This is a genomic window from Acinetobacter sp. UC24323 (genome assembly GCF_024151445.1).
GTDB lineage: Bacteria > Pseudomonadota > Gammaproteobacteria > Pseudomonadales > Moraxellaceae > Acinetobacter > Acinetobacter baumannii.
The window spans coordinates 233,312-245,464 of the sequence record NZ_JAHIBY010000008.1 but is presented as its reverse complement, the minus strand read 5'-3'; the positions used below and the strand labels follow the sequence as shown (position 1 = coordinate 245,464).

Annotated in this window: 11 protein-coding genes and 1 pseudogene; 5 read left to right on the top strand and 7 right to left on the bottom strand. The window is 39.5% G+C overall.

The genetic code is table 11. From position 1 onward, the window contains the following. Window positions 1–232: 232 nt before the first annotated feature. From KNQ97_RS13045 to KNQ97_RS13035, 3 genes and pseudogenes are all read right to left on the bottom strand, one after another. A pseudogene (locus tag KNQ97_RS13045) lies at window positions 233–1,343 on the bottom strand (DUF6670 family protein). Window positions 1,344–1,361: 18 nt separating this feature from the next. Continuing rightward, on the bottom strand, window positions 1,362–2,195 hold the full coding sequence (gene pssA / locus KNQ97_RS13040) for a CDP-diacylglycerol--serine O-phosphatidyltransferase (RefSeq protein ID WP_000180205.1): 834 nt from the start codon (window positions 2,193–2,195) through the stop codon (window positions 1,362–1,364). A 41-nt stretch (window positions 2,196–2,236) separates the two neighbouring features. Further along, on the bottom strand, window positions 2,237–3,094 hold the full coding sequence (locus KNQ97_RS13035; protein WP_001109438.1) for a 23S rRNA (adenine(2030)-N(6))-methyltransferase RlmJ: 858 nt from the start codon (window positions 3,092–3,094) through the stop codon (window positions 2,237–2,239). 117 nt (window positions 3,095–3,211) lie between these two features. On the opposite strand from KNQ97_RS13035, the gene KNQ97_RS13030 reads away from it, so the two are divergent. Together KNQ97_RS13030 and KNQ97_RS13025 are read left to right on the top strand one after the other, a co-directional pair. Next, a complete protein-coding gene (locus KNQ97_RS13030) occupies window positions 3,212–3,817 on the top strand; it encodes a 2OG-Fe(II) oxygenase (protein WP_253612321.1) in 606 nt (201 codons plus the stop codon). A 67-nt stretch (window positions 3,818–3,884) separates the two neighbouring features. After that, window positions 3,885–4,412, top strand: coding sequence for a hypothetical protein (locus KNQ97_RS13025; protein ID WP_000021434.1), 528 nt, complete (start codon window positions 3,885–3,887; stop codon window positions 4,410–4,412). 48 nt (window positions 4,413–4,460) lie between these two features. Here the strand turns inward: KNQ97_RS13025 and KNQ97_RS13020 are convergent, their stop codons facing one another. From KNQ97_RS13020 to KNQ97_RS13005, 4 genes are all read right to left on the bottom strand, one after another. Beyond that, the gene (locus KNQ97_RS13020) at window positions 4,461–4,706 is read right to left on the bottom strand and encodes a DUF2789 family protein (RefSeq protein ID WP_000462894.1); all 246 of its coding nucleotides are present in this window, start codon (window positions 4,704–4,706) and stop codon (window positions 4,461–4,463) included. Window positions 4,707–4,868: 162 nt separating this feature from the next. Further along, complete coding sequence (locus KNQ97_RS13015; RefSeq protein ID WP_000813006.1) at window positions 4,869–5,855, bottom strand: malate dehydrogenase; 987 nt, start codon at window positions 5,853–5,855, stop codon at window positions 4,869–4,871. A gap of 211 nt (window positions 5,856–6,066) precedes the next feature. After that, complete coding sequence (locus KNQ97_RS13010; RefSeq protein ID WP_000877281.1) at window positions 6,067–6,729, bottom strand: hypothetical protein; 663 nt, start codon at window positions 6,727–6,729, stop codon at window positions 6,067–6,069. A 57-nt stretch (window positions 6,730–6,786) separates the two neighbouring features. After that, complete coding sequence (locus KNQ97_RS13005) at window positions 6,787–8,730, bottom strand: lytic transglycosylase domain-containing protein (RefSeq protein ID WP_000792526.1); 1,944 nt, start codon at window positions 8,728–8,730, stop codon at window positions 6,787–6,789. Between the two features lie 288 nt (window positions 8,731–9,018). Here KNQ97_RS13005 and miaB point away from each other — a divergent pair, with 288 nt between their 5' ends. The 3 genes from miaB to ybeY are packed head-to-tail and all read left to right on the top strand — an operon-like array spanning window position 9,019 to window position 12,082. Then, window positions 9,019–10,470, top strand: a complete 1,452-nt coding sequence (gene miaB / locus KNQ97_RS13000) for a tRNA (N6-isopentenyl adenosine(37)-C2)-methylthiotransferase MiaB (RefSeq protein ID WP_000218141.1) — start codon at window positions 9,019–9,021, stop codon at window positions 10,468–10,470. Window positions 10,471–10,507: 37 nt separating this feature from the next. Beyond that, the gene (locus KNQ97_RS12995; protein WP_213071233.1) at window positions 10,508–11,596 is read left to right on the top strand and encodes a PhoH family protein; all 1,089 of its coding nucleotides are present in this window, start codon (window positions 10,508–10,510) and stop codon (window positions 11,594–11,596) included. A 9-nt stretch (window positions 11,597–11,605) separates the two neighbouring features. After that, a complete protein-coding gene (ybeY, locus tag KNQ97_RS12990) occupies window positions 11,606–12,082 on the top strand; it encodes an rRNA maturation RNase YbeY (protein WP_000703571.1) in 477 nt (158 codons plus the stop codon). Window positions 12,083–12,153: the final 71 nt, after the last annotated feature.

Below are 12,153 nucleotides of genomic sequence, written 5' to 3'. Positions count from 1 at the left end.
CGTCACCAGCAAGCTAGGTCGGCTATATTACTCTTAATCTCTTAAAAGTCAACAGGTAATTTCGATATTTTTAAAACTTATTCTCTAAACCATCTCATCATCAAATTCATCACTTAAAGCAACCAATCTAATCACAAGTAACTGTTTTTCAACAAGTTTCTATCTGCATCACCGCCGATGGATGTGCATTATAGACCATCTCATTCCCTTTGCAACCCCTTTTTCTAGCAATTCATATCAAGCGGTCGTTTTTTACCCAAAAATGATAAAAATATTCATTTTTTATATAAACACGGTTGTAAAAGCAGCAATTTATCGAGCATTTTTTCGTTTTGATTCTTTTCTTGCCATCTTAAAGGTCGACAATCAATGTATTCACAATATCCACCTTCTCCTTGAAGACATTGATCATTCCAACTTAATTGATAACGAAAACTTCCTATGTATCCAGCAGCTAACCCAAATTTGTAATCACCACGACTTTCACCATAGAGTTCAAAAATAACTTTTCCATTTTTTTTACATTGCCAAGAAAACTCTCGTGGTAAATACATTTCTCGCCCATGCGGTGTTTCAACTTTTGGATAAACCCGGTGGATGTGGAAATTAACATCTTCGGTAAACGTGACGGGCTGCTTTCCTAGTTCTTGAATATCTAAACGTGAAAATAGAATGATATTCCACTGATTTCTTATTTGAGAAAGTGTAACTTGAGTTGTTTCATTCAAATTAATAATTTGGCAGGTATAAAAACATAAAGATAAAAAAGGTAAATGTAAGGCCCGAGCATGTTTAAATCGGCCTAATCCATTGACCTCATATTTCTGTCCTTTATATAAAATCTCACCTTCACAGTGGCACAAAATAGACCAGTAGTCAGATATTCCCCACTGCAATGCTGATGAATTCAAAATATCGGAAGGAGTTTGGACGATTAAATCACAACTCATTTCAGAATCGATTCGTCTAAGCTGAACTCTTGGGATTTGCCACTCAATAAGATCAGTTTTATCGAATTGATACCGACTAGGATTAAGCTGACATTGGCGTCGAATGGAATAAGTTTTTAAGTGCCCTACACTATGTAAGCTATTGCTAACCAGTACAGTTGCTGTATCAACTGCAGAAGTCACAATACCATTTGCGTTATAGCAAAGAGGGATTCTAGGCTGTCCGATCAGACTAATGTAATTAAAGTAACGAAGTGGTGCAGGCAGGTTAGGAAGAATTAAACCTTGATAGACAACTTTAAAAAAACCTCTGGCGGGCTGATAGACAACTCCCCCATTTGAGTTGAGGCTCAGTTGCTGTAATTGATTTTTTTCACTTATCAACTTAGGCATACCGAACCTCATCTAATTTTATGTTTTGATGGTCTCGTTATTTTTTTTAGCTAAAAGTGTGGTAACAAAACCTGATAGAGCATAGATGATTGATACAATCAAAATACCCATTGGAATATTATAAGTGATTGCTGCAAAAATCAGTACTACTGGCAACATAACTACAAAAGGAACACGCTTACGATCCATTTGCTTAAATGAATAATATTTAATATTAGAAATCATAAGTAGTCCTACAACCACCATGATGACCGCGTTAATGGTTTGAATAGCAATATCGCGTAAATCAAAAATGAATGGATAATCACGAGCTACCCATACGAGTGAAATAATGATAATCGCGGCGAGTGGGCTAGCAATACCAATAAAATAGCGCTTATCAACCACTCCGATCTGGACATTAAATCGGGCTAAACGGAACGCGGCACAAGCGGTATAAACAAAACAGCATGCCAAACCGATACGGCCTAAGTCATGTAGACTCCAGCTATACATTAGCATTGCTGGCGCTACACCAAATGCCAACAAATCTGATAAAGAGTCATATTGCTCACCAAAAGCACTTTGGGCACCAATAGCTCTGGCAACGCGTCCATCTAACCCATCAAATAATGCTGCAAGAAAAATCGCATAAATCGCTTGAGCAAATTCGCCATTCATACTTGCAATAATGGAATAGAAACCAGACAACAAAGCGGCTGTCGTGATTAAGTTAGGCCAAAGGTAAATACCTCTGCGCTTCACTTTTTGTCCTTCCGGATTATCTTCTTCTTCAACCACTTCGAACGTAATCCCATCAAAAGAATGTTCATTATGAGTTAAATCTTGCTCTGGTTTAGGCGCATTTGTCATTATTTTCTATTCCAAACATGTGCATTGATTTAGATTAATTATTACTCACCCACTAACCAGCGTACAGCGGCATGACCACCTGTTTCTTGCATACGTAAGTGAGGGAATAACCATTGTAGGGCTTGATCTGCTTGTTCGGAGAACTGCCAAGGTGGGTTAATTACTAATAATCCACAACCATTCAAACCTACAGGTGTGTCATCTGGCCAAACACAAATTTCACAGATTAATTGACGGCGAATTCCAGTTTTAAACATTTTCTTTTCAAAACGTTCAATCATTGCGCGATCTTTAATTGGATACCAAACCGCGAAGACACCTGTTGGCCATTTTTTATAAGCGCTTTGTAAAAGTTCAACCAATTGCGGGAAATCCTTACGCTCTAATTCGTAAGGCGGATCAATCATCACTAAACCGCGCTTTTCCTTTGGTGGAATTACGGCAAGCAAGCCTTCATATGCATCACGCTCATGCAAACCTGCACGTTTATCATGAATGTTATGGCGTAATTGCTGAAATACATCACGCTGCATTTCAAATATTGTAGCCTTATCAATTTCACGCATACCTTGTAAAGCAAACCACGGAGAGCCCGGATAACTTCCCTTACCTTCTTGAGCACGTAATTCTTCTACAAGTTTTAGGTATTGCTGGATGGCTTCAGGAGCTTGGCGCTTTTCCATGTCAGAAAGCTGTACAAGACGATGAATACCTGTTAGGAATTCTCCTGACTTTTGTGCAGGTGCCTGAGATAGATCATATTTTCCTGCACCTCCATGCGTATCGATATAACGATAAGGTTTATCTTTAGCATTTAAACGGTTGAGAAGCTGTAGCAAAAGCACATGCTTCATAACATCTGCAAAGTTGCCCGCATGGAAATGGTGACGGTAATTCATGTTGACTTTAATTCCTCAATTCAACGATTAGTTTAACATGAAAAAAATATTCTTTCGTAAGGTTGTGATCATCTAAAATAAGGCTGCTTGATTTTCTTACGATCGATATGAGGTTATATGCACTCTCAACCGCTTCCTGACTGCTGGAATCTGGACCAGATTTTAGATGACTTAAACGCCCATGGTTTCGCAATTGTGAACCACGCTTATTCTGCTGAATATCATACTCAAGTTGCCAAAGAGTGTAGCCACCACTTTGATGAGTTTCGAGAAGCGGGTATTCAAAATGGTGTGGTGAGTACGATCCGAAGCGATCATATTTTATGGATTAACGAATCTCTTCCTGTTGCTGAGCAGCATGTAGAAACATTATCTTCATTTTGCCAGCATCTAAATCAAGCTTTCTTTTTAGGGATTAAAGAAGTAGAAGCACATTTTGCCTGTTATAACCCGGGTGAATTCTACGCATTACATCGAGATAACCCTCAGCAAAAAAATGATCGTATTATGTCTACCGTTTATTATTTACACCCTGAATGGCAAGATGACTGGGGTGGCCAATTACGCTTACAAGATAAAAATGATATTTGGCACATTATTACACCAGAGCCTAATCGCTTAGTTATATTCCAGAGCAATTTGCTTCATGAGGTTTTAGTTTCTAAACAGCAGCGCCTCTCTATTACTGCTTGGCTTCGTAGCGGAAACTCAATTTGGGTTTAAAAGAAAGCTCTTTAAATTTCTTAAACGGACCCGATATAAAAGATATTGATTAAAAAGGCGAAGGCGTATGTCTATTGAAACAAAAGCGATTGTGTCCAGAATTGGTGAAACAGACCAACTCTATTTAACTGAGAATACGCCCGAGCTTGCTTTGGAGCGTGCAGAATTACGTATGCAGCTCGTTACGTTAAGCCGTGTTCGCCAAGAACAAATTCACTTCTTGCAAGAAGCCATTGTTTTGCTGGAACAAGCTCGTATGGAATATGAAGAAATGCCAATGAGTTTGTATTTAAACCTATCGCTGCATTTAGCTAAAGCTTATATGCTTTATTTTGAGTTAAATAAGGAAAAACGCTTTGCGCTGATTGCTCAGCAAATTTTGAAACCTCTAGCTCATCATCAACATGGCGATATATATTTCTTCTTGGCTTATGCGTCAGCAGCACAGCAAGAGTCTGCACTAACTCGTCATTGGCTCACAAAATATTTATCAACCGCTCAATGTGATCTTGAGTTGCTTCATGAACATCCTATATTCAATCCGGTACGTCATGAACCATGGTATAAAAATTTAATTAAGTTAAGAACTCACTAACTTATGAATGAAAAAGGCCTGTTAACTATAACAGGCCTTTTTCATTTGTTATTTTTTCACACTATCTTCATGTAATTGCTCATTCAGCTCATCAATAACTACAATCCACTCATCATCTTTTTCCCAATGACTTTTTAAAAAATCACTTTGGCCTTGGGACCAGAAAGAGGCCTCATGTAACTTCTGTTCAGCCGGCAATTGATGCGTTCTGATAAAATTTTCAATACTTGCATCATCAGAATCTAAACCCAATTGCTCAAATAAAAGTTGTAATGTCGGTTGTTGTTCAAACATTGTTATTCTCCCATGGCTTCTTTTCAATAATCTAACAACAATAGATGTGAGTTGCATATCTATGCCTATATTTTCTTGTTGTTTTTTGTGTGTTCTTATTAAATTTCACATATAAAAAAGCACCCTACAAGAGAGTGCTTTCCAACTCATCAAACTGATGAATTATTTTACCATGTCAGCAATTGCTGCACGTTCTTCTTCAAGCTCGTTTAGAGTGAAGTTGATACGCTCACGGCTGAATTCATCGATTTCTAAACCTTGAACGATTTTGTATTCACCGTTTTCAGTTGTTACAGGGAAACCGAACATAACGCCTTCAGGAATACCATAAGAACCGTCAGAAGGAACGCCCATAGTTACCCATTTGCCGTTTGTACCAAGTGCCCAATCACGCATATGGTCGATTGCAGCGTTAGCAGCAGAAGCAGCAGAAGACAAACCACGCGCTTCGATAATCGCAGCACCACGTTTACCAACAGTTGGAAGGAATACGTCTTTGTTCCAAGCTGGATCGTTGATCTTGTCTTTTAAGCTTTCACCATTTGCAGTTGCAAAACGGTAGTCAGCATACATAGTTGGAGAGTGGTTACCCCAAACTGTTAATTTTTCGATGTCAGCTACAGCAACACCAGCTTTTTGAGCAACTTGAGTCAACGCACGGTTGTGGTCAAGACGCAACATTGCTGTGAAGTTTTTCGCTGGAAGATCTGGAGCAGATTTCATCGCGATGTAAGCATTCGTGTTTGCAGGGTTACCTACAACTAATACTTTAACGTCACGGCTAGCAACTTCGTTTAATGCTTGACCTTGGCCAATGAAGATTTCGCCGTTAACTTTTAACAAGTCAGCACGTTCCATACCAGGACCACGTGGACGAGAACCTACCAATAACGCATAGTCAGCATCTTTAAATGCAACTTTAGGATCATCAGTCCCGATCATGCCAGCCAATAAAGGGAAAGCACAGTCATCAAGTTCCATCATTACGCCTTTAAGCGCTTGTTGTGCTTTTTCAACTGGAACTTCAAGCAATTGTAAAATAACAGGTTGATCTTTACCTAGCATTTCACCGCTTGCGATACGGAATAATAAGCTGTAACCAATTTGACCTGCAGCGCCAGTCACGGCAACACGAACGGGTTGCTTCATGTAATTGTCTCCAATGAGTGTCCTTAATCGGGTTAAGTAGCGATTCTACTTAACCAAATCATCATAAACGGCAAAGATTGTACTCTAAAGAAGTGGCAGATGCATGTAAAAGCGACTCATTTTCACCAAAAGTCTGATAGAAAATACAAATTAACCTTTACAAATAGATTCAATGTATGGTCAGCATTTTTTTATGAAATGGTTATTGCTCTTAATAACTGCCTTTAATGGTAATTTCGCTTGGGCAATTAGAGACAACGTGATTTGAGCATTGCTTATATTGACCATTTACCGTGTAACAAACTTTAACTTCTGTTAGTACGACATCAGAGCGTGATAGCTGACAAGTGAAGCGAATACCATTTTGAGGTAAGCTCGGATTAAGCTTGGTAAATTGTTGACGTAATGTAGATTGTTGCATTTCCACATTAGTAGAGCTGGTTAGATTAGCAGGTATTTTTAAACGTTCAGCAAAGTTAATAATCGTACGGAAATATTGACTTGCATTCATAGGCACACAGCCACCCACACTTCTCCAGAGTTGCACACGAGCATTATTATCTGGCATCACCCGAGCGACCACCTTAGCTTGCAGTGGTGACAGTGTAGCTGAGCTTTGTGTTGAACAGTCAGTTCTGGTGGTTTCAGGCATTAAACCAGTAATCGTAAGCGAATATCCTTCAAGACATTTACGCTGCTTTTGTTTAGAAGGATCTAGCGCACAAACAGCAGGCGTCATCTGTACATGCATAACATAACCTTGCACGTTAACAGGTTCCGCATGTAAAACAGAACTCAACAAACCAACGCTTGCACAGATGATCCACCATGCAAGTTGCGATATTGATTGAAGTCCTAGGTCTCTATATTTCATTTAATTAAAACTTGGTTATGCCAATTAAAAGAATGTTCCATCATTCATCATCTAAAACTAAGGTGATGATCGCGTTGGAATGACTTTCATACGTTGTATTAATGATTGAGCACCTTGACCTAATATCACTCCATAATGCGTCGCATTCGTCATGACATGCTTGACATAATCTCTGGTCTCAAGCAATGGAATGGTTTCTGTATATTGATCAGCCTCAATCGGTTGATAATCAGGTTGCCAACGTCTTGCCCGATTCGGCCCAGCATTATAACCCGCCGTTGCTAAAACAGGGTTATTACTTAATTGCCCTTGAATCATCGATAAATAAAATGTCCCATAACGAATATTGGTGTTCATTTCACTTAACGCTGCCGGATTATATGTTTCTCCCATCTGGCGAGCAATCAACTTTGCCGTATCCGGCATAATTTGCATAAGTCCACCAGCACCTACATGAGAGCGTGCCGAGGTAACAAACCGGCTTTCTTGACGCATTAAACCATAAGCCCAAGCAGGATCAATTCCAGCATTGTAACTATGGCTTACGACATTGGTCTTATGCGGGGTCACATAACGATACGTATCATTATGTTTATTCGTTGTACGATCTGCCGCATAAATCGCGCGGTCATACCATCCCATATCATGAGCACGTTTTGCCGCCGCTAATAGTAATCCATCATCATGCTGAAGATATGCTTGACGAACAGCCCAGTTCCACTCTCGGTTGGTATAGGTTGGATTGGCATTAATTCGTCTTAAAGTAAATGCACGATTAAAGTGAATATTTTGATCTAAACGGCGTAAATCACTTGCAGTTGGCTCATCATTATACGGCTGATGATTATATCGTACGCCTAAACGGTCTTTTGCAAGAAGGTTGTGATAATCATCCCCACTTTCAGCTAATTTTTTATAAATACGTTGTGCCGTGTTTTTAGAATTACTATCGCCACGTTGCTCTGTCGCACGCGCTAACCAATATTGCCAGCGATCTTCTTGTTTTTGTGAAACTGACATACTATCAATTGCACGAATTAAGCTTTCCCATGCACTAAAACGAATAGCTTGTCGTGCATAAATTTCAGCTTCTTCAGGACTTAACGGATAGCCATAACTTGCGTCAAAATATTGAAGGACTTCACGGTTAAAGTTGTTTTTCATTACCGTAGTTCCACCAATATAGGCTACGGTTCGATAGAGATACTTTTGCACGCTCTCTGGAGTGCCTTGCGCTACTCGCTGTACATTTGCAAAAGCATTTCCTAAATCATTATTTGCTAAACGGCCTAGTGCAAAAATCAAATAGGCGTAATCTACATCATTGGTTTTTGGTGCTGACCACAAGTAATTCAGTGGATTCGCCTGAATCTGATTGAGCTGAGCCAAAGACAAATTCAAACCCAAAGTCTGTGCTGTAGCAAGCGCCTGTCCAGATAAACCTGCACGTAACTGTACCCACAGGCGCTGCTGCTTGTCTTGCGTACTCATTAATGGACTAGACAGCATCATACGGCCGAGTCCAATACATGATTCTGGTTGCGATTCAGTGGCTAACCATACATCTTTATATTCAGCAAAAACTAATGCATCACCACTTTTAGCTCTCACCTGCGCTAAAGCACAATTTTCGGCTTGGTCAGGATTCGAAACATAAGGCAAGATTGGTTGTGCAGACGCAAAGTCAGCTTGTTTAACTTTTTCTTCGACATAATCCGCGGCCAGCTTTTCTGCCATAGCAGACTGTGGATAGCGCTGTGCGAAGCTTACAATTGATGTCGGAGATTGAAAGCCTAAATTCGTGTTTAATTTCCAATATTCAGGATAGTAGCCCAACACATCATTTTGCATTGCAAGCTGATATTGATCTAACAATGCAGTATTACCACTATTGGCAGCATTTAGTGCATCGTTAAATTGTTCTTCTGCAGCATAAGATAATGAACAACCAAGTAAACACACAGCTCCTAACCAGCTACGATGTGCATATTTATTTTTCATCACACGACTCTTGTTTGATGAGCTCTTTTTACCTGGTCTCATAAATGCGTTAAATCCTGACTATCCACCTTTAGGCATAGTTTAATTATTCTTCATGCTTTCTTTTGTTGTGTTATGTAACTATCTGATTCAACATCATTAAAATTCATGTCATTTGTCTCCATAAATCATGTGTAGCTTATGGGAGTTTATTGTTATCTGTTCTGCTCAAAATACTGCTATAATGATTGGTTTGACCCGTTTTGGGTCATTTTATTATTTAACTAGATCGATCTGTTAGGAGCCTGCATGACGGTTCAAACCTTCATTCCCAATGGTGCCAAAGCTGCCTCAGAAAACACTGTTACCCAGCCAACGCACACCACTGATGTTTCAATAAAGAAACTATATATTGAAACTCAAGGGTGTCAGATGAATGAGTATGACAGTCACCGTATGGCAGACCTTTTGGGGGATTCTCATGGTTATGTGTTAACGAATAACCCTAATGAAGCAGACATTCTGCTCATGAATACTTGCTCTATTCGTGAAAAAGCACAAGAGAAAGTATTTAGTGAATTAGGTCGTTGGCGCAAATTAAAAGAACAAAATCCTGATCTTGTTATTGGTGTGGGTGGATGTGTTGCTTCTCAAGAAGGTGACAATATTCAAAAACGTGCACCTTATGTCGACATGATTTTTGGTCCACAAACCTTACACCGTTTACCGCAAATGCTTGATCAACACCACGCACAAGTGGAAAAGCCAAAAAAAGAAAAGATTAAGCTCGTTGATATTTCATTCCCTGATATTGAAAAATTCGACTTCTTACCTGAACCACGCGTAGAAGGTTTTAAAGCATTCGTTTCTATTATGGAAGGTTGCTCTAAATACTGTTCTTTCTGTGTTGTTCCATACACTCGTGGTGAAGAAGTTTCACGTCCACTTGATGACGTTCTTGCAGAAATCGCAGGTCTTGCTGAAAAAGGTGTCCGTGAAATCAGCTTACTTGGTCAAAATGTGAATGGATATCGTGGTGAGACATTCGAAGGTGGCATTTGTACCTTCCCTGAATTGTTACGACTCGTTGCAGAAATTCCAGGTATTGGCCGTTTACGTTATACAACTTCGCATCCACTTGAGTTCTCTGATGAACTTATTCAGTGTTATGAAGATTTACCTCAAATGGTTTCACACTTACATTTGCCAGTACAAAGTGGATCTAACGATGTACTCAAAGCAATGAAGCGAAATCACACGATTGATGTATACATTGATAAGATTGCCAAGTTACGCAAAATACGCCCTGATATGCATTTATCGAGCGATTTTATCATTGGTTTCCCTGGTGAAACGGATGAAAATTTTGCAGAAACATTGCAATTTATCAAAGACTTAGACTTTGATCATTCTTATAGCTTTGTTTACTCAAAACGCCCGGGTACACCAGCATCTGACTTACCAGATACAACCCCTGAACACGTTAAAAAAGAACGTTTAGCACAAGTTCAACAAGTCATTAAGCAATCTAGTATTGAAAAAACTGACGCAATGCTTGGCAAAATTGAACGTGTACTTATTGAAAAAGTATCTGATCAAGACCCTAATATTTTAGTAGGTACAGCAGACAATACACGTTTAGTGACTTTTGTAGGCGATGCATCGTGGGTTGGTCGTTTTGCAGAGATTGAGATTACTGAAATTAAAACTTTAAATTTAGTTTACGGTGAACTCTTGAATCTTGAGCCTGACGTGGCGTAATGTAGAGGTATTCTAAAGTCTACTGAAAGGTTTTCTCTTGACTGCAGCGATTCGACGTACCGTAACATTTCCTGAAATTTCAATGGAACGTTTAAAGAGCATCTTGGGTGCCTATAATGGGCACCTTAAGCAAATTGAACAGCGTTTAGATGTCAAAATTACTCATCGTGGAGATGTTTTTTACATAGATGGTGAGATAGATGCTGTTGGGAGAGCCGAAGCGTTATTGCAACGACTCTACGAAGAAACAGAGGCGTCCCAACAAATCAGTGCTGACCTGTTACACCTCTTGATTCAATCTTCGCAAACTGAACGAAACTTCGAACTAGTTGGTGAAGAAATGGATGAGCATGATGCGCCCATGGATGTCTATTTCCAGACTCGAAAAGGTCGCATTAATCCACGTGGTGCCAATCAAAAACGCTATGTACAACGTATTTTACAAAGCGATATTTCTTTTGGTGTAGGCCCTGCTGGTACAGGTAAAACTTATTTAGCAGTTGCTGCCGCAGTGGACATGTTAGAACGTAATGAAATCCAGCGAATTTTACTTGTCCGCCCTGCGGTAGAGGCAGGAGAAAAGCTCGGTTTCTTACCTGGTGATTTAACCCAGAAAATCGACCCATATCTACGTCCTCTTTACGATGCCCTTTACGAAATGCTGGGCTTCGAAAAAGTTGCCAAGTTAATCGAACGTCAAGTGATTGAAGTTGCACCACTTGCTTATATGCGTGGTCGTACTCTTAACCATTCATTTGTGATTTTGGATGAAGCTCAAAACACTACACCAGAACAAATGAAAATGTTCTTGACCCGTTTAGGTTTTGGCTCTCGTGCAGTGATTACAGGTGACATTACCCAAGTAGATTTACCTCGAGGCCAACAATCTGGTTTGGCACACGCCCTTCGCGTACTTGAGAACATTAAAGAAATTCATATTACCCGTTTCCATTCCCGCGATGTAGTACGCCATCAACTTGTTCAAAAAATTGTTGAAGCTTATGAGGGTTGGGATGGTGAACAACAGCGTCTTAATGCTGAAGCACGTGCCGAACGTAAAGCACGCCAAGAAGTATTAATTGCTGAAAACGATACAGCAGCAGACTTGCAACATCAGGATGCTTAAGGATTCATTTTGAAAATCAGTTTAAGTTTACAACAAGACTTTCAATCCCCTGAGTTAGAGCTCAAACGAGCTCAACTCAAAAAAATTATTGAGACAACTTTACGCCACGTTGGCTATAAAGAAGATTGCGAAATTGGTATCGCATGTGTTGATTTGGAAGAAAGCCATCAACTTAACTTGCAATATCGAGAGAAAGATAAGCCAACTAACGTTCTATCGTTTCCAAGTGATATTCCAGAAGAAGTTTTACCAATGCTCGACGCATTACCGTTGGGTGATTTAGTAATTTGTATTCCAGTGGTATTACAAGAGGCTTTGGAACAAAAGAAAACTGCACAAAATCATTTTGCGCATCTTTTAGTTCATGGGGTCCTACATTTACTTGGTTATGACCATGAAACAAGTGATGAAGATGCTGAAGAAATGGAAGGTTTAGAGATCGAAATCTTAGCTAAACTCAATATTGCCAACCCGTATCAGGAATAATCAAATTCCCTCACACGATTAAGAACGCAGTCAGCTTCTTAATACATTTTAAAAATGTGGATATCCTAAAA

Coding starts and splice junctions, on each gene's coding strand:
- miaB (WP_000218141.1), top strand. CDS start 9,019: ATGACGGTTCAAACCTTCATTCCCAATGGTGCCAAAGCTGCCTCAGAA.
- KNQ97_RS13030 (WP_253612321.1), top strand. CDS start 3,212: ATGCACTCTCAACCGCTTCCTGACTGCTGGAATCTGGACCAGATTTTA.
- KNQ97_RS13010 (WP_000877281.1), bottom strand. CDS start 6,729: ATGAAATATAGAGACCTAGGACTTCAATCAATATCGCAACTTGCATGG.
- pssA (WP_000180205.1), bottom strand. CDS start 2,195: ATGACAAATGCGCCTAAACCAGAGCAAGATTTAACTCATAATGAACAT.
- KNQ97_RS13005 (WP_000792526.1), bottom strand. CDS start 8,730: ATGAAAAATAAATATGCACATCGTAGCTGGTTAGGAGCTGTGTGTTTA.
- KNQ97_RS13020 (WP_000462894.1), bottom strand. CDS start 4,706: ATGTTTGAACAACAACCGACATTACAACTTTTATTTGAGCAATTGGGT.
- KNQ97_RS13015 (WP_000813006.1), bottom strand. CDS start 5,855: ATGAAGCAACCCGTTCGTGTTGCCGTGACTGGCGCTGCAGGTCAAATT.
- KNQ97_RS13035 (WP_001109438.1), bottom strand. CDS start 3,094: ATGAATTACCGTCACCATTTCCATGCGGGCAACTTTGCAGATGTTATG.
- KNQ97_RS13025 (WP_000021434.1), top strand. CDS start 3,885: ATGTCTATTGAAACAAAAGCGATTGTGTCCAGAATTGGTGAAACAGAC.